General features: G+C 65.6%; 11 protein-coding genes and 1 riboswitch. Of the genes, 2 read left to right on the top strand and 9 right to left on the bottom strand.

The annotated features are described in order from the left end of the window. Positions 1–245 precede the first annotated feature (245 nt). The gene (locus FEM01_RS04395) at positions 246–761 is read left to right on the top strand and encodes a GNAT family N-acetyltransferase (protein WP_138218047.1); all 516 of its coding nucleotides are present in this window, start codon (positions 246–248) and stop codon (positions 759–761) included. A gap of 510 nt (positions 762–1,271) precedes the next feature. Here the strand turns inward: FEM01_RS04395 and FEM01_RS04385 are convergent. From FEM01_RS04385 to FEM01_RS04350, 8 genes are all read right to left on the bottom strand, one after another. Beyond that, on the bottom strand, positions 1,272–2,609 hold the full coding sequence (locus FEM01_RS04385; protein WP_138218045.1) for an OprD family porin: 1,338 nt from the start codon (positions 2,607–2,609) through the stop codon (positions 1,272–1,274). Further along, a complete protein-coding gene (locus FEM01_RS04380) occupies positions 2,606–3,040 on the bottom strand; it encodes a pseudoazurin (protein ID WP_138218044.1) in 435 nt (144 codons plus the stop codon). Before FEM01_RS04380 ends, FEM01_RS04385 begins: the two co-directional genes overlap by 4 nt. Positions 3,041–3,057: 17 nt before the next feature. Then, positions 3,058–3,846 carry an ABC transporter ATP-binding protein gene (locus FEM01_RS04375; RefSeq protein WP_138218043.1) on the bottom strand — a complete coding sequence of 263 codons (789 nt, stop codon included), beginning with the start codon at positions 3,844–3,846 and terminating at the stop codon, positions 3,058–3,060. Continuing rightward, the gene (locus FEM01_RS04370; protein ID WP_138218042.1) at positions 3,843–4,859 is read right to left on the bottom strand and encodes a FecCD family ABC transporter permease; all 1,017 of its coding nucleotides are present in this window, start codon (positions 4,857–4,859) and stop codon (positions 3,843–3,845) included. Before FEM01_RS04370 ends, FEM01_RS04375 begins: the two co-directional genes overlap by 4 nt. Further along, positions 4,856–5,869 carry an ABC transporter substrate-binding protein gene (locus tag FEM01_RS04365; protein ID WP_138218041.1) on the bottom strand — a complete coding sequence of 338 codons (1,014 nt, stop codon included), beginning with the start codon at positions 5,867–5,869 and terminating at the stop codon, positions 4,856–4,858. Before FEM01_RS04365 ends, FEM01_RS04370 begins: the two co-directional genes overlap by 4 nt. A gap of 126 nt (positions 5,870–5,995) precedes the next feature. Then, positions 5,996–6,192: riboswitch (cobalamin riboswitch) on the bottom strand. 98 nt (positions 6,193–6,290) lie between these two features. Beyond that, positions 6,291–7,457 (bottom strand): DUF1624 domain-containing protein, encoded by a 1,167-nt coding sequence (locus FEM01_RS04360; RefSeq protein WP_138218040.1) that lies wholly within the window; start codon positions 7,455–7,457, stop codon positions 6,291–6,293. 269 nt (positions 7,458–7,726) lie between these two features. Continuing rightward, positions 7,727–8,320, bottom strand: coding sequence for a hypothetical protein (locus FEM01_RS04355; protein WP_138218039.1), 594 nt, complete (start codon positions 8,318–8,320; stop codon positions 7,727–7,729). 101 nt (positions 8,321–8,421) lie between these two features. After that, entirely contained in the window at positions 8,422–9,330 is a 909-nt protein-coding gene (locus FEM01_RS04350) for a LysR family transcriptional regulator (RefSeq protein ID WP_138218038.1), read from the bottom strand. 285 nt (positions 9,331–9,615) lie between these two features. Between FEM01_RS04350 and katG the strand changes: the two genes are divergently transcribed. Next, positions 9,616–11,862 carry a catalase/peroxidase HPI gene (katG, locus tag FEM01_RS04345; protein WP_138218037.1) on the top strand — a complete coding sequence of 749 codons (2,247 nt, stop codon included), beginning with the start codon at positions 9,616–9,618 and terminating at the stop codon, positions 11,860–11,862. A 268-nt stretch (positions 11,863–12,130) separates the two neighbouring features. Here the strand turns inward: katG and FEM01_RS04340 are convergent, their stop codons facing one another. Next, the gene (locus FEM01_RS04340; protein ID WP_138218036.1) at positions 12,131–17,077 is read right to left on the bottom strand and encodes an IPT/TIG domain-containing protein; all 4,947 of its coding nucleotides are present in this window, start codon (positions 17,075–17,077) and stop codon (positions 12,131–12,133) included. Positions 17,078–17,169: the final 92 nt, after the last annotated feature.

Below are 17,169 nucleotides of genomic sequence, written 5' to 3'. Positions count from 1 at the left end.
GCGCAGGGCGCTCAAGGGCACCGCTGCGATCGGGTTTCTTGTTGGGGCTCGCCCATGCAGATGAGGATGCGGGGCGTCGAGAGCTGAGGCGCAGTTTGGCTAACGGCTGGTAGGTCGTCTTGTGTCAGCCTGCCAGCGGCGTTGACCATCCCTGCCAGGCCCAGCCGGGCGACAGGTGAACGGCATTGCGCCGGGGCCTTTGCTGCGGTAGAACAGCCAGCCCACCCGTCGTTGTGCACCGAGCAATGCCTACCTGGACCATCAGCCCTGTCAGCCGCCACGCTATTGCCGAAACTGTGCGCTTTATCGATAACGCGCGCCGGCAGCTTTTCCCGATACTCGCCGATTCACCGCTGCCGCGGGACCTGGCGCGCTTTTGCGAAACCTTCATTGAGGGGGATGGGCACTTTCTGGTGGCCCACGACCAGGGCCGGTTGATCGCAGGCGTGGGCTACCTGCCGTATGACCACCGCTTCCCCCAGCTCGACTATCAGGCCCGTAACACCGTGGAAATCGTGCGCCTGTTCGTCAGCCCCGAGTATCGCCGTCATGGCCTGGCTGGTGCCTTGTTCGCAGCGCTTCGCGCGCATGCGCAAGGGGCTGGTGTGGAGTGCCTGTACCTGCATACCCACCCATTCCTGGCGGGGGCGATTCGCTTCTGGGAGCGCCAAGGGTTCGAGATCGTCGACATCGAGCCCGACCCGGTCTGGCAGACCACGCATATGCAGCTCGATGGGCTCGCAGGGCTGCGCAACGCCTGAATCCACGCGGCTCCTGGAGCTGCCTCGTGCCGCGAACACCGGCAAAGCCGGTGCCATGTACCGCGTCGCCAATTTCGCGGGCAAGCCCGCACCCACAGGACTGCGCAAAGCTTGAATCCACGCTGCCCCTGTAGGAGATCACCCAGCCCTTTGGGCTGCGCTGTCGCGCAGAGAACTGATTTCGCAAGCGCTCCGCGTACCCTGTGGGAGCGGCGGTTCGGCGCCCCGACTTGCCCGCGAAGCAGGCGACTCGGTGTATGGCACCGGCTTTGCCGGTGTTCGCGGTGGTCCGGCACTCCGGCAAGCCCACTCCCACAGATTCCTTCTAAATCAATAAGTTATGTGTAGTTCTATGAGGGCGGCCTTGCGTCGCGATGGGCTGCGCAGCAGCCCCCGGATCTCAGTCTCATGCAAGATCGTCGGGGCTGCTGCGCAGCCCTTTCCGGCCGGTCCGGCACCCCGGCAAGGCCGCTCCTACAGGGGACGGTGTCAGCTTAGAAGGACAGCTTTTTAGAGCCCACCGGTAAGCGGATACTCCACCGCTAGTCTGATCTGATCGCCATCCAGCTCGGCCTGCGCCGTATCCCCACGGTGTACGTTGTGCCTGAGCGAAAACGCCAACCCCTTGGCCTTGCCGGCCTGCACCACGTAGCGTGCTTCAAGGTCGCGCTCCCAGTGCTTGCCATCCTTCCCGTAGCCCAGGTACGCGTACCCACCTTTAGGGTCGACGTGGCTGCCGTCGATAGCGAAGCCGCGCACGTACAGCGCCGTCAGGTTCAACCCCGGGATGCCATATGCACCCATGTTCAGGTCATAGCGCGCCTGCCACGACTTCTCGTTCGGCGCATTGAAGTCGGACATCTGCACGGCGTTGGCGATATAGATCGCACCGCGGCTGACGTAGTCGAACGGTGTGTTGCCATCCACCTGCTGCCAGCCCAGGCTGAAGGCGTGGGGCCCTTGGGCGTAGCGGCCGACCAGGCTCCAGGTGGTGTTGTCGATGCGCCCGGACAAAGCCTTGCCGGTGTCGGTGGTGCGGTACAGGTTCAAGTCGAGGCTGAGGCTGCGCTGTGCATCGATGGCGTGGCTCAGGGTGCTGCCCAGGTAGTGCTGGTTCCAGGTGTCTGCATAGCGCGAGGTGTACAGGCTGGAACTGACGTTCGCGCTGGGGTTCCACACCGCGCCGGCCAGGTCGAAGGCAGTGCCCTGGCGGCCGTTGGAGTAGTTCACCACGAAGCCCTGGTCGTGGCTCGAGGCGTTACGGTCGGCGTTCTCGGTGAAGTGGCCAGCCACTAGCTTGAGCGTGTCGATTTCGCTGCTAGTGAGGAACCAGCCGGTGAAGGTCTCGGGCAGCAGGCGGCTGTCGGAGGAACTGAACACCGGGGTCTTGACCCGTTGCTCGCCATACGACAGCACGGTGTTGGACACGCGCAACTTCACCGCTGCGCCGCCACGACTGTAGTCGTCCTTGGGGTGGCCTTGGTTGTCCAGGCTCAGCAGCCGGGCCTTGCCAGCGCGGCCGCCGCCGCTGTCGAGCTTGCCCCCCAGGTAGGCGTGGGCATCGACACCGACGCCGACCAGGCCTTGGGTGAAGCCCGAGCTGAACGTGCCCATCAGGCCGTAGCCCCATTCTTCGGCCATGCCATTGCGCTCGCTGCGCGGCTTGTAGGCGTTGCGGGCGCCGCTGTTGCGCCCGCCGTGGCGGTAGTCGCGCTGATCGAAGAGCATACGGTTGAGCAGGCCCCAGGTGCTGTCCTCGATAAAACCATTGGCCTGGGATTGCGCAGATTCGGCCAGCGCCAGCGGGCTCAGTCCAAGCAAGGGCAGGGCGATGAACAGGCGCGTCATTGGCCGGCCTCCAGTTGTTGCAGCTGCGCCGCCAGACGTGCCTTGGCGCGGGCCGGAAGGGTGTCGGGCAGGGCCGTGTGGCTGCGCTCGCCGACCTGAATCAGCATCACCATGCCCATGGCCAGGTGCGGGATGCACTGGATGCCGTACAAACCAGGGACGTCGAAGGTGTGCTCGAAGGTTTGGTTGAGCTTGCTCTTGAACGCGCGGGCCCCGGCCGGGAGTAACTCAGGCAGGCTGGCGGCGTTGTGCCCGGCCTGGGTTGGCAGGAAACGCACCGTGTCGCCTTGGGCAATGTGCAGGTGATCAGGCTCATAGAGCATGGCGCCATCGGCGCCACGGTTGAGCATCTTCACCTCATGCACCTCAGCGTAGGCGACGGGGGTGGCCAGCAACGTGGCGAGCAGCAGGGCGGCGGTGCGGGGCAGCATGGGCGGAACGTCCTGGTTCAGGGGGCGCGAAAGCGCAGGATGCGCGCGCCATCGTAAGGGTCGGTGAGGTAGTGGGCGTGCACGCCGAAGGTACGCAGCAAGCATTCGGGCGTGAGCACCGCTTCGGGGGCGCCGAGGGCGACCAGACGGCCCTGGTCGAGCACAGCCAGGCGATCACAGGTGAGAGCCTGGTTGAGGTCGTGCAGGGCTACCACGGTAGTCACTGGCAAGGCCTGCACCTGCTGCAGCAGGCTCAACTGGTGCTGGATATCCAGGTGGTTGGTTGGCTCGTCCAGCAGCAACAACTGCGGGCGTTGGGCCAGGGCGCGGGCGATGTGCACGCGTTGGCGCTCGCCACCGGACAACTCGCGCCATAGCCGCGCGGCCAAATGAGTGGCGTCGACATCGGCCAAGGCCTGTTCGACGATGATTCGGTCCGCCTTGCCGAACGGTGTCAGGGCTGACAGCCACGGGGTTCGGCCCAAGGCTACGGCGTCGAACACGCTGATGCTGTCGAGGGTATCGGCCTGCTGCTCGACCAGCGCCAGGCACTGGGCGATGCGCCGACGCGGGAGCTTCGCCAGCGACTCGCCGAGCAACTGTACGCTGCCGCTGCTGGGCGCTCGCAGGCCGGCGAGCAGCTTGAGCAGAGTCGACTTGCCCGAGCCGTTGGGGCCGACCAGGCCCAAGGTTTCACCGGGGTTCACGCTGAGGTCGATACCCCGCAGCACGTCGCGGCCGGCCAGACGCAGGCTGAGGCCTTGGCAGCTCAACGGGGCCTGCGCGCAGAGGTTCATGGCGGTCATGGGCGCCCCCGGCGGCTGATCAGGATCAGCGCGAACACTGGCGCACCGATCAGCGCGGTGACCACGCCCACCGGGATCACCTGGCCGGTGATCAGGGTGCGCGAGAGAATGTCGGCGAGGATCAGGAACAGTGCGCCGCCGAGCGCACTGGCGGGTAACAGGCGGCTGTGGCCGGTGCCCAGCAGCAGGCGCAGGGCATGCGGAATCACCAACCCCACGAAGCCGATGGCGCCGACGATCGAGACCATCACAGCGGTGACTAGCGCTGCGCAACTGATCAACAGTAACTGCGTACGGCGCACCGGTACCCCCAGCGAGGCGGCCGAATCGGCGCCAAAGGTGAAGGCGTCCAGTGCTCGCCGATGCCACAGGCAAACGCCCAGCCCCAGCAAGGCCACCGGCAGCGCCTGCCACACCGACGGCCAGCGCACGCCGCTGAGGTTACCCAACAGCCAGAACATGATGCCGCGCGCCTGCTCGGCGGTGGCCGACTTGGTGATCAGGAACGCCGTGAGCGCGGTGAACAACTGCGAGCCGGCGATCCCCGCAAGGATCACTTGGGCGTTGTTCTGGCTGCTGCCGCTGGCACGCGCCAGCACCAGTACCAGGCCGAACGCCACCAGGGCGCCGATGAACGCGCCGCCGGACAGCGATAATGCCGCGCCGCCCAAACCCAGCAGGCCCACTGCAACAGCGCCGGTGGAGGCACCGGCCGACAGCCCCAGCAGGTACGGCTCGGCCAATGGGTTGCGCAACAGCGCCTGGAGGATCACCCCGCAGGTGGCCAGGCCTGCGCCACAGGCCGCCGCCACCAGGGTGCGCGGCAGGCGGTAGTTCCACACGATGCCGGCGTCGATCGGGTCGAGCACATGCCCGGCTTGCCACAGGTGGTTGCCCAGCACCTGCCACACAAGCTCGGCGCCCAGGCGGGTTTCACCGATGGCGATACCGGCCAGCAGGGCCATTAGCAGGGCGATCAGGGTCGCGAGGCTCAGGGGTAGCAAACGGTTCATGATTGCGGGGCTTTACCACTGGCAAAAGCGTCGGACAAACGCTCCAGGCCACGGAACAGGCGAATGCCGGCCTGCATGGCGTCGGCGTCGAGCACGATCACCCGGCCGTGCTTGACCGCGTCCATGTGCTTGGCCACCGGGTCGTTACGCAGGAAGTCGAGCTTCTTCTGGTAGTCGTCGGCGGGGAAGCGGCGGCGGTCCATGCGGGCGATGATCACCCAGGTCGGGTTGGCCTTTACCAAGGTTTCCCAGCCTACGGTCGGCCATTCTTCGTTGGACTCGACAACGTTGCGCACGCCCAGGGTCTGTAGCATGAAGTCGGCCACGCCCTGGCGACCGGCCACGTACGGGTCCATCTCAAGGTCGGCGCTGGAGAACCAGAACAGCGCGCTGGTGCCGGACAGGTCCTTGCCGGCCAGTTGCTGCTGTGCGTGGGCCAACTGGCCCTTGAGCGTGGCATTGAGCGCATCGCCGCGGTCTTGTACATCGAAGATCTCGGCCAGCTGGCTAACGCTCTTGTAGAGGGTGTCGACCTGGAACGGCTGCAGGCGGGTGCCGTCGGCGCCCACCAGGTTGTCCTTGCCCTCGCAGTCGCTGGGCAGCAGATAGGTCGGGATCTTCAGCTCGCTGAACTGCTCGCGGGTCGCCACCACGCCCTGGGCGCCGACCATCCATTCGAACTGCACTGTCACTAACTGCGGGCGTTTGCCCACTACCGCCTCGAAGCTAGGATCGTTGTCGGCCAGACGTGGCACCTTGGCATTCTGCGCGGCGAACTCGGGCAGCACGTTGTTGAACCACAGCGAAGTGCCGGCCAGCTTGTCGCCCAGGCCCAGTGCGTAGAGTATTTCGGTGCCGGCCTGGCCGATGGTCACCGCACGCTCGGGCGCTTGGGTGAAGGTCTGCACGAGGCCGCAGTTGTCGACGCTGAGCGGGTATTGAGTGGCCGCGGCCTGAGCGACGCTTGCCAGCGAAAGGCTGGCGAGCAGGGTGGCTAAACGGGGCAGCATGGTCGGGCGATCTCCTATCGAACGGTGCACGGAATGAGCGCACGGACAGGCATCGCCGGGCCTGGCGCACAGGTCGACAGGCAGCACCCGCAAGGGGGGGAGATGACCATCCCGGACACCCCGCCGGTTGGTGAATGTATGCCGGCAGGTCTCCTGACTGGTGCGTCCAGGCCCTGCGCCAGCCTTCCCGGATGAGTCTCCAGTGGCATCGATGGCACGGGCTCGGCACCTACAGTTGCGGGGGCAGTTCCCTTGGGCACGCACTGGGCGGCCCGGGAGTTCCCTATTAATTCCGTGTGGAAACCGGCGGCGGGCATGGTAGACCCCTTGAGTGGCAAGCTACAAGCGGCAAGCTGCAAGTAGAGCGGTTGCGTGTTTTCTTGCAGCTTGTAGCTAGCCACTTGAAGCGCGCAGCGCGTCTTCAAAGGTACTTGAGCCAGGCAATATCGCGGCGCCGGGCTTTCAGGCGGGCGAATGCGCGCACCGGCAGGTACAGCGCGATGGCCAGCAGCACTGCTGCGAGCCATACCGCCGCGATGCCGTTGAAGCCGAAGTACTCGCCTTGGTTGAGCCCGAACAGTGCCACGCAGGCCACGTACAGTACCTTCAGCTCATACAGGTGCAGCAGGTAGAAGAACATCGGCGCGGCGCCGAATACCGCCAGCACGCCAATCCAGCGTGCAGTGCCTGCACGCTCGAAGCCGCGTAGCAACAGCAGGCCGCAGCCCAGAGTCAGGCTCAGGAACAGCAGCGAAGGTGGGTACTTGGTGACGTTGAACACGCTCATCAGGGTCTGGGTGAATGACGGGTAGCTGTGCCATGGCGCTTCACCATAGCCATTGAACGCACGCAGCACCGCAAAGCCCAACAGCGCGCCAGCCCCGACCAGCAGCAGGCGCCGTTGACGCACGCAGGCCTGGCTGTTGCGGCCGAACCACGGCCCCAGGGCATAACCGAGTGTGATCACCCCGATCCACGGCAGTACCGGATAAGAAGTGCGTAGGCGCAGGCTGTCGGATACCTCCAGCCAGCCGCGGTCATGCAGGATGGCCCACGGCACGTGCATTGCCGAGTCCGGGCCAAAGTGCAGGCCATCGAGCAGGTTATGCCCAGCGACAATCGCGACCCCCAGCAGCACCAGCGCCGCACGCGGCAGCCACACCAGCAGTGACAGGGCGATCATGCTCACGCCGATGGCCCAGATCACCTGCATGTAGATCACGCTGGGTGGCAGTTGGAAGGTCCAGGCGAAATTCACCAGGGTGAACTCCAGCGCCACTAGGAACAGCCCGCGCTTGAACAGGAACGCCGAGACATCGCCCCGGCCTTGGTGCTTCTCGCCATACAGCCATGCCGACAGGCCGGTCAGCAGCACGAACACCGGCGCGCACAGGTGTGCCAGGGTGCGGCTGGCGAACAGGCTGGGTTCGGTGATGTCGACGTTCATCGGGTCGTTGACCTGGCGATGCAGGAAGAAGGTCTCACGTACGTGGTCGAGCAGCATGAACAGGATCACCAGGCCACGCAGGGCGTCGATGCTCTGCAGGCGCTGGGTAAGCAGGGTGGGGGTGGCTGAAGCGCTTGTCATCTGGAAAGGTCGCAGGCAGGAATGGATGTCAAATGAAACGTTATCTTATAACTATTTATTCATCCTGGGATAGTGCTTTCTGACACTGCATGCGTGCTGCTTCGCGGTGTTCGTGGGGGGCAGCGCCGGTTATGTTGTGCATACGCAGGGCTTGCAGACGCAGTAACCGCCTGTTCGCAGGTGATTACCGGCGCTGCTCGGGCGGCAGCTCACCGCTGCCGTTGCGCCAGTGCGAGGATGCTGGCTGGCGTCTTCAGTCGGTGCGCGGCTCAGGCGGCTCCTTGCATCAGCCGGTGCAGTGACGCATCGAACTGTTTTAGCGCGTCGGCCTGCACCGCCTGTACGGCGGCCAGTTGGCGCAGCACCGTGGCGCCTTGCGCCGCCTGGCGCGCCACGCCTTCGGCACGCCCGATATACGTTAATTGCTCGTCGAAGAATCGCGCGACCACACTGGCCTGGATATCGCCGCCAGGGCCACTCGCCACGCGGCTCTGGGTGTCCAGTAGCACGATCACATCGGGGCGGTCGGCCAGCAGGGTGTCGAGGTCTTCGTAGAACGTCACCTCGGCGAACTGCTGGGCCAGGGAGTTGGCCAGCCAGTTGTACGCCTGGTTACCACCCAGGGTCGCCACCGGGGTGGCCTGGCCATTAGCCGGTGCGGCGGCGTCGTGGTGGCGCTGTAGGTAGTCCAGGGTGGCGGCGGCGTTGCGGCCTAGCAACACTGCCACATGCTGGCCATGGCTGAGGGACACGCTGGACAGTTCCGTGGCTGAGTAGAAGTGCCCCTGGCTGGTCGAAGGGCTGGTGCAGCCTGCGAGCGTCGCGAACAGGGCCAGCAGGGCGGCGAGCATGCCGGTTTTCATGGTGAGTGCCTCGTCGAAGATCCAATGGCGCTATCTTCGTCGTCTGCGGCCATCGACGGAACTCGATGGCAGGCATGGTCGCTATCGACAGGATCGATGATTCAGCGGGCACTGCTCATGAAGTGCAGGATACGCTCACGCAGCCAGCGTTCAGCGGGGTCGTTGTCGTGGGCGCTGTTCCAGGCCATCGACAGCTCCGCTTCGCTGATCTCGAACGGCGCAGGGTCTGCCCGCAAGCTGCCGTCGTCGGCCAGGGCACAGGCGGCGTAGTCGGGGACGGTGGCGATCATCTCGGTGTTGCGCAGCAGTGCCCGCAGACTGCCGAACTGTGGCACCGCCAACACCACCTTGCGGCAGCGGCCTATGCGCGCTAGGTCCAGGTCGATGTTGCCGCTCATGTCGCCAGAAAACGACACCATCACGTGAGGGCGGTTGCAGTATTCGTCGAGGGTCAGCGGCCCTGGCCGGTCGTCGGCGCGCAGCACTCGTACGCCAATGTCGCGTAGCTTGCGGCGCTTGGCGTTGGCCGGCAGGTCGGTGGTGTAGCTGACACCCACTGAGATTTCGCCGCTGGCCAGCAGCCCCGGCATTAATAGAAAGTTGGCGCGGCGCACCACCACGCTGATTTGTGGCGCTTCACGGCGTAACGCTTCGAGCAGGGCAGGGAACAGGCCGAACTCGGCATCATCCGACAGGCCCAGACGGAACACATTGCAGCTGCTAGCCGGGTCGAAGGCCTTGGCACGGCTGATTGCCGCGGAAATTACGTCCATGGCCGGGCCCAGTTCGTGGAAAATCTGCATGGCTCGGGGCGTGGGCTCCATGGCCCGGCCGTTGCGGATCAGCAACGGGTCGTCGAACAGGTCGCGCAGGCGCGCCAGGGCAGCGCTCACCGTAGGTTGGGTGATGAACAGCTTTTCGCCCACGCGGGTCAGGTTGCGTTCGAGCATCAGGGCTTCGAACACCACCAACAGGTTCATGTCGACGCGGCGCAGGTCGTTGCGGTTCATGCACAGGGGCCTTGGACGGAGTAAGACTCTCGATTCAAGCACAGATCGGCCGCGCCTGGCTTGTACCGATGTGCGCAGGCTATCGGCACTCAATAGCGGCTCTATTAGACCTCTGGCCAAGCTCGGCTAGTCTTTTCCGTGGCCCCGTGAAATGCCGATGCGTCTGGCGCTTGAGCACCTGGGTGCAAGACCCAGCCAGCGCTGTCCTGAGATTTTGGCAAACCCGCTTGTCGGTTCAGACCGACGACACCTGATGAGCAGACCCGACCCAAAAGGTACAAGCAGATGTCGAACGAATCGAAATGCCCGTTCCATCAAACCGCCGGTGGCGGCACCAGTAACCGTGACTGGTGGCCTGACCAGCTCAACCTGAAGATCCTTCACCAGCACTCCAGCAAGTCCGACCCGATGGATCCGGGTTTCGACTATGCCAAAGCGTTCAAGAGCCTCGATTTCCAGGCCCTCAAGCAAGACCTCACGGCCCTGATGACCGATTCCCAGGACTGGTGGCCTGCCGACTTCGGTCATTATGGTCCGCTGTTCATCCGCATGGCCTGGCACAGTGCCGGCACCTACCGCATCGGCGACGGGCGAGGCGGCGCGGGGTCTGGTCAGCAGCGTTTCGCGCCGCTCAACAGCTGGCCGGACAACGTCAGCCTGGACAAAGCCCGGCGCCTGCTGTGGCCGATCAAGCAGAAGTACGGCAACAAGATCTCCTGGGCTGACCTGATCGTACTCACCGGCAACGTGGCTCTGGAGTCCATGGGCTTCAAGACCTTCGGTTTCTCGGGCGGGCGCGCAGATGTGTGGGAGCCGGACGAGGACGTGTACTGGGGCTCGGAAAAAGTCTGGCTGGGCGGCGACACCCGTTACGGCAAGGCCCAGCCGCCCGGCCAGGGCGATCTGGTAGCGGAGCCGGCCAAGCATGGTGAGGAGCAGAGCCGCACCTTGGCCGGTGAGCGCAACCTGGAAAACCCGCTGGCCGCCGTGCAGATGGGCCTGATCTACGTCAACCCCGAAGGCCCGGAAGGCAACCCGGATCCGGTGGCCTCGGGTAAGGATATCCGCGACACCTTCGGCCGCATGGCCATGAACGATGAAGAAACCGTGGCTTTGATTGCCGGTGGCCACGCCTTCGGCAAGACCCACGGCGCCGGCCCCGCCGACAACGTCGGGCCTGAACCGGAAGCGGCGGGCCTTGAGCTGCAGGGCTTTGGCTGGGCCAACACGTTCGGCAGCGGCAAGGGTGGCGACACCATCACCAGCGGCCTGGAGGTGACCTGGACCTCGACCCCAACCCGCTGGAGCAACGAGTACCTCAACAACCTGTTCAACTTCGAGTGGGAGCTGACCAAGAGCCCAGCCGGTGCGCACCAGTGGCGGCCCAAGGATGGCAAGGGCGCCGGCACCGTGCCGGATGCCCACGACCCGTCGAAGAAGCACGCGCCAATGATGCTGACCTCGGACCTGGCGCTGCGTTTCGACCCGATCTATGGTCCCATCGCCAAGCGCTTCAAGGATAACCCCGAGCAGCTCGCCGACGCCTTCGCCCGCGCCTGGTACAAGCTGATCCACCGCGACATGGGCCCGCTGGCGCGCTACCTGGGCCCGGAAATGCCCAACGAAGAGCTGCTGTGGCAGGACCCGCTGCCCAAGGCCGATGGCCCGGTGCTGAGCGAGCAGGACATCGCCGCCCTCAAGACCAAGGTCCTGGCGTCGGGTCTGAGCGTCAGCGAGCTGGTGTCGACGGCATGGGCTGCGGCCTCTACCTTCCGGGGGTCGGACAAGCGCGGTGGCGCCAACGGTGGTCGTCTGCGCCTTGAACCACAGAAGAGCTGGGCCGCCAACCAAGGCACCGACAAGGTGCTGGCGGCGCTGGAGAAGATTCGCGACGAATTCAAGGCCGGTGGCCAGCATGTCTCCCTGGCCGACCTGATTGTGCTCGCCGGCAGCGCCGCGGTGGAGAAGGCCGCCAAGGACGCCGGGCACAGTGTCAGCGTGGCGTTCCGCCCAGGGCGTGTGGATGCCTCCCAAGCGCAGACCGACGTGGAATCGTTCGCTGTACTCGAACCGCTGGCCGATGGTTTCCGTAACTTCAGCAAGGCGCGCTACAGCGTCAAAGCCGAGAAGCTGCTGCTGGACAAGGCTCAGTTGCTGACCCTGACTGCGCCAGAGCTGACCGTACTGATCGGTGGCCTGCGTGTACTGGGCGCCAATCATGGCGGTAGCCAGCATGGCGTGTTCACCGACAAGGTCGGTGTGCTTAGCAACGATTTCTTCCGCAACCTGTTGGATATGGGCGTGGAATGGAAGCCGACCTCGGCTGACAACGACGCCTTCGAGGGCCGTGATCGCAAGACAGGCCAGGTGAAGTGGACCGGCACCCGGATTGATCTGGTGTTCGGCTCGCATGCGCAGTTGCGTGCGCTGAGCGAGGTGTATGGCAGCAGCGATGCCCAGGAGAAGTTCGTCAAGGACTTCGTGGCAGCGTGGGTGAAGGTAATGGAGTTGGACCGCTTCGACCTGCACTGAGCGCTAGCCAGCAGTACAAGTAGTTGGGGCCGCTTTGCGGCCCTTTCGCGACACAAGGCCGCTCCTACACGACCGCGTAAGCCAGGACTCAAAGGCTCACGCGGATATTGTAGGAGCGGCCTTGTGCCGCGAAAGGGCCGCGCAGCGGCCCCAGGATTTCAGCTTCATGCAATACCGATGTGGCTGCTACGCAGCCCTTTCCGGCCGGTCCGGCGCCCCGGCAAGGCCGCTCCCGCAAGGCAGCGGCCTTCTGCATTTTAGCTGCCGGTCAGAACTTGCCATCCAGCCCGATGCGGAACATCTCGTTGCGCTCATTGGTGCCCAGCGCGGTCTTGTACGAGAAGCCAAGACGCCAGCTACGCCCCAGGCTCAGGTCGAGCCCGGTGTCCAGGTCCATGAAGTTGGTGTCCATCGGGTCAGGTGACAGCCGGTACAGCACACCGCCGCTGCCCTGGTCGGCATAGCGCATGCGGTAGTCCTCGTTGCGGCTGAAGTTGTGACCCCAGGCCAGGCCCACCCGTGGCGTCAGCACGCCGAAGCGGGTGTCGATGTCGTAGCCCGAGCGTACCCCCAGGAACGAGGTGAAGTAGCGCAAGGTCTGTTCCTCGTAGGCCAGGGCAAACGCACCACCACCTCGTTCGCTGTAGGCATCGAGCTTGGTGTAGCTGCTGTTGATCCGCGCATACGGGGCCAGCGACAGCGGGCCTTGGCGGTACTCGTAGCTGGCAGTCAGCGAGGCGAACAGCTGGTCGGCATCGCGCGAACCACGGGCATAGCCGTTGGACGGATCGGCTGTGACGTAGCGGCGCGAATCGAAGCTGATGCGGTTGTAGCCCAGCAACGCATCGATATACACCTCCGACAGCGGGTTGACGCTCAGGTACGCCGCCAGGCCCAGTGCGTCGCCTTCGTTGCGGGTGTCGTGCTCGCCGATGTCGGCGCGGTCGTTGCCGTAGCCGAAGCCGACGCCGACCACCGTGCGTGGCGAGAGGCGATAGTCCATGCCGGCACTCAGGCCATAGGTGGTGAAGCTGTTGTCCTTGGTGCCACGGGTACGGTTGGAACCGGTGTTGACGAAGCCGTCGGTCCAGAACGCCAGGGCCTCTTCGCGGCATTCACCGGTGGTGGCACGGGAGCTGTCGCGTTCCTGCCGGCGTTTCTCGTCATCGTCTTCGTCGGCGCCCTTGCCGTTGCCTTCCAGCTCGTCGCGTAGGGCCTTGCCCAGGCTGCCCAGGCTCACGTCATCGCGGCCATGGCGCACGCTGGCGTTGAACGAGTTGCGGTCGCAGGTGGGGCGGTGCAACTGCTCCAGGCGGCGGTTGAAGTTGTCCATCTGGGTAGTGGCGAAGCGCTCGGCTGCGCGCGACTGCGCATTGAGCAGGCCGATCACCTCGGCGTCGCGGGTCGGATCAGGGCGCGCTTGCACGGCGAAGGTCACGAAGCTGTTGCCGACGCTACCGCTGGCGGCCAGCAGGCGGAAGCTCACCACAGCGCTACCGCTGAAGGCGGCGGCCGGGACGAAGCTCATGGTGAACGGGCCGGTCATGCGCGCGGTGCCGGCTGAAGGTGGGCTCACCGACAGCAGCGTGGCACTGGTGAACGGACCACCGGTGGCGCCGCGCGTCAGGTCGACGGTGGCGGTTTCGCCGGGTGCCATGGTTTCGCTGCTCGGCGGCACCACCACCGTTTGAGCTTGCACCTCAAGGCTATACGCACGGCTGCCGGTGGCGCCGTTGGCGTCGGTAACCGTGACCGTGAAGTTACTGGTGACCAACGCCGTCGGGGTGCCGCTGAGGACGCCGCTGGCGTCCAGGCTCAGCCCGGCTGGCAAGGCGCCGCTGGTGACCGCATAACTGTAAGGCGAGGTGCCTCCGCTGGCACCCAGGGCCTGGGTGTAGGCCGTATTCTGGGTGGCCCCTGGCAGGCTTGCGCCGGCCGGGGTGAGTACCAGGGTTGGCGGCAGCACGGTGATGCTCACCGTAGCTGCTGCCGAGGTGCCGCCCGTGCCGGTGGCGGTGTAGGTGAAGCTGTCGCTGCCCGAGAACCCGGCGGTGGGCGTGTAGCTGATGCTGGTGCCGCTGACCGAGGTGCTGCCGTGGCTCGGACTGCTGGCCACGCTGACGCTGGTGGCGGGGCCGCCACTGAGGTTCAGGGTGATCGGGTTGGCTGAGCTATTGGCTGCCACCGTGACGCTCACCGGACCGGTTACCGGGGTCGGGTTGGCGACGTTGAAGCTGTAGGCCTGGAGGGTACTGAAACCGCCGCTGTCGAGCGCGCGCACGGTGAAGGTGAACGTGCCCACGGCGCTTGGGGTGCCGCTGAGGGCGCCGCCGCTGGAGAGGCTCAACCCCGCCGGTAAGCTGCCTGCAACCACGCTGAAGGTATACGGCGCGGTTGCGCCGCTGGCGCTCAGGGTTTGACTGTAGGCGACGTTTTGGGTCGGGTTGGGCAGGGTGCTCGGGGTGATGCTGAGGGTCGGCGAGGTGACCGTGATGCTGACCGTGGCAACGTTGGAGGTGCCGCCTGGGCCGGTGGCGCTGAAGCTGAAGCTGTCGCTGCCCGCATAGCCTGCGTTAGGAGTGTAGGTGACGCTGCTGCCGGTGGCGGTTGCCGTGCCGTTGCTGGCATTGGCGACGATGGTGACCTGTGTCACCGAGCCGCCGCTCAGGTTCAGCGTGACCGGGTTGGCGCTGCTGCCGCCTTGTACCGACAAGCTCGAGTTGGCGGCGATCGGCGCCTGTTCGTTGACCGTCACGCTGTAACTGCGCGAGCCGGGCGAACTCAGGCTGTCGGTGGTGTTGACGGTGAAGTTGTAGGTGCCGGCTGTGGAGGGTGTACCGCTGAACAGCCCGCTGTTGCTCAGGCTGATGCCCGGCGGCAGCGTGCCGCTGGAGGTCCAGGTGTAGCTACCGTTGCCGCCACTGGCGCTGAGGGTTTGGCTGAAGGCCGTGCCAACGGTCAGCGGGCCGAGGGTGGTCGGGGTGATGGCGATGGTCGCGGCATCGACCGTCAGGCTGTACGCCCGGCTGCCGGTGCCGTTGTATTGGTCCTGCACGCTGATGGTGAAGGAGTAGGTGCCGGTTCCCGTCGGCGTGCCGCTGAACTGGCCGTTGCTAGCGAGGGTGATGCCTGGCGGCAGGGCGCCGGCACTCACCGAGTAGGTGTAGGTGCCGCCGCCGTTGGCGCTGCTCAGGGCCTGGCTGTAGCTGTTGCTGGCGGTGGCGTTGGGCAGGGTGGTCGGCGTGATCGTCAGGCTTGGCCCCGACACGGTGATGCTCACGGTCGCTGGTGCCGAGGTGCCGTCGGCGTTCTGCGCGGTATAGGTGAAGCTGTCGGCACCGGAATAGCCCGCGTTTGGCGTGTAGGTGATCGCGGTGCCGCTGGCGTTGGCCGTACCGTTGCTGGCAGCGCTGGCTACGGCGACGCTGGTGGGGGCGCCGCCGGTGATGTTCAGGGTGATGCCGTTGCTGCTGCTGTTGGCCGCCAGGGTGACGTTGACCGCATTGGCCACGGGCGGGTTGGGCGCGACGAAGGTATAGCCGGCGACCAGTGTGGCCGTGCCGCCTGCGGTGCTGAGTACCACATCCACCGCGCCAGCGGCATGTGCTGGGGTGGTGACAGTGACCGAGGTGCTGCTGTTGATGGTCACGCCGGTCGCTGCCGTACCGCCAAAGGTGACACCGGTGGTGCCCAGCAGGTTGGAGCCGCTCAGGGTTACGCTGGTGGAGCCTGCGGTGGTGCCGCTGTTTGGGCTGATACCGGTCAGGGTCGGCGTGGGCGTCACATAGGTGAAGCCGTTGGTCAGGGTGGCCGAGCCACCCGGCGTGGTAACCACCACGTCGCCTGCGCCAGCGGCATGTGCCGGGGTGGTGGCAGTGATGGTGGTGGCGTTGACCACGGTGACGCCGGTGGCGGCGATGCCGCCGATGGTGACTGCGGTGGCACCGGTCAGGTTGGTGCCGGTCAGGGTCACGCTGGTGCCGCCTGCGGTGGTGCCGCTGTTGGGGCTGATACCGGTCAGGGTCGGCGTGGGCGTCACATAGGTGAAGCTGTTGGTCAGGGTGGCCGATCCGCCTGGCGTGGTGACCACCACGTTGACGACACCGGCAGCATGTACCGGGGTGGTGGCAGTGATAGTGGTGGCGTTGACCACGGTGACGTTGGTGGCGGCGGTGCCGCCGATGGTGACCGCGGTGGCGCCGGTCAGGTTGGTGCCGGTCAGGGTCACACTGGTGCCGCCTGCGGTGGTGCCGCTGTTGGGGCTGATACCGGTCAGGGTCGGCGTGGGCGTCACGTAGGTGAAGCCGTTGGTCAGGGTGGCCGAGCCACCTGGCGTGGTGACCACCACGTTGACGACACCGGCAGCATGCGCCGGGGTGGTGGCGGTGATAGTGGTGGCGTTGACCACGGTGACGTTGGTGGCGGCGGTGCCGCCGATGGTGACCGCGGTGGCGCCGGTCAGGTTGGTGCCGGTCAGGGTCACACTGGTGCCGCCTGCGGTGGTGCCGCTGTTGGGGCTGATACCGGTCAGGGTCGGCGTGGGCGTCACGTAGGTGAAGCCGTTGGTCAGGGTGGCCGAGCCACCTGGCGTGGTGACCACCACGTTGACGACACCGGCAGCATGCGCCGGGGTGGTGGCGGTGATGGTGGTGGCGTTGACCACGGTGACGTTGGTGGCGGCGGTGCCGCCGATGGTGACCGCGGTGGCGCCGGTCAGGTTGGTGCCGGTCAGGGTCACACTGGTGCCGCCTGCGGTGGTACCACTGTTGGGGCTGATGCCGGTCAGGGTAGGGGCGGCGCTGCTACCGACGACCAGTGTGTAGCTACCCACATCGGCATCGAAGTTGTCATCGGCGACCGAAATCGGGAAGGTATAGGTGCCGGCTACGGTAGGCGTACCCGAAAGCGTCGTGCTGGTGCTGCCGACCGACTCGGCGAGGCTCAGGCCAGCAGGCAGGCATTTTTCAAGCCCGGTGTAGCCGGGGTCGTTCACGTCGCACTCGTACCAGCCTGCGATCACCACACTGGAGGTGGCGGTAAAAGTGACGCTGTAGGGCTGGTTCAGGGTCGCTGGTGTCAGTGTGCTGCCCTTGCTCGGGCTCACGATGCTTGGCGCGGCTTGGGCCTGGGCCGACAGCAGCGTGGCCAGGGTCAACAGGCACAGGGCCAAAAAATAACGGGCCCAATGGGCCATGTATGCGGTCGGTGCGTTCATGCTGCATCCTGCCGATGGACGATCACGGAGCGCGTGTCGTTCGAATGAGGTTGGGGCGGCCGGGCTTCTTGCGGTCCGCCGATCAGTACGGG

This window comes from Pseudomonas mosselii (assembly GCF_005796105.1).
In the GTDB taxonomy this organism is placed as follows: domain Bacteria; phylum Pseudomonadota; class Gammaproteobacteria; order Pseudomonadales; family Pseudomonadaceae; genus Aquipseudomonas; species Aquipseudomonas mosselii_C.
Note: the sequence above shows the minus strand (reverse complement) of the source record. Positions and strands in the feature narration are given on the sequence as shown.

Bases quoted from the DNA above. Each gene is read 5' to 3' on its own strand.
- FEM01_RS04375 (WP_138218043.1), bottom strand. From the start codon at position 3,846: ATGACCGCCATGAACCTCTGCGCGCAGGCCCCGTTGAGCTGCCAAGGC.
- FEM01_RS04340 (WP_138218036.1), bottom strand. From the start codon at position 17,077: ATGAACGCACCGACCGCATACATGGCCCATTGGGCCCGTTATTTTTTG.
- FEM01_RS04370 (WP_138218042.1), bottom strand. From the start codon at position 4,859: ATGAACCGTTTGCTACCCCTGAGCCTCGCGACCCTGATCGCCCTGCTA.
- FEM01_RS04355 (WP_138218039.1), bottom strand. From the start codon at position 8,320: ATGAAAACCGGCATGCTCGCCGCCCTGCTGGCCCTGTTCGCGACGCTC.
- FEM01_RS04395 (WP_138218047.1), top strand. From the start codon at position 246: ATGCCTACCTGGACCATCAGCCCTGTCAGCCGCCACGCTATTGCCGAA.
- katG (WP_138218037.1), top strand. From the start codon at position 9,616: ATGTCGAACGAATCGAAATGCCCGTTCCATCAAACCGCCGGTGGCGGC.
- FEM01_RS04365 (WP_138218041.1), bottom strand. From the start codon at position 5,869: ATGCTGCCCCGTTTAGCCACCCTGCTCGCCAGCCTTTCGCTGGCAAGC.
- FEM01_RS04385 (WP_138218045.1), bottom strand. From the start codon at position 2,609: ATGACGCGCCTGTTCATCGCCCTGCCCTTGCTTGGACTGAGCCCGCTG.
- FEM01_RS04380 (WP_138218044.1), bottom strand. From the start codon at position 3,040: ATGCTGCCCCGCACCGCCGCCCTGCTGCTCGCCACGTTGCTGGCCACC.
- FEM01_RS04360 (WP_138218040.1), bottom strand. From the start codon at position 7,457: ATGACAAGCGCTTCAGCCACCCCCACCCTGCTTACCCAGCGCCTGCAG.
- FEM01_RS04350 (WP_138218038.1), bottom strand. From the start codon at position 9,330: ATGAACCGCAACGACCTGCGCCGCGTCGACATGAACCTGTTGGTGGTG.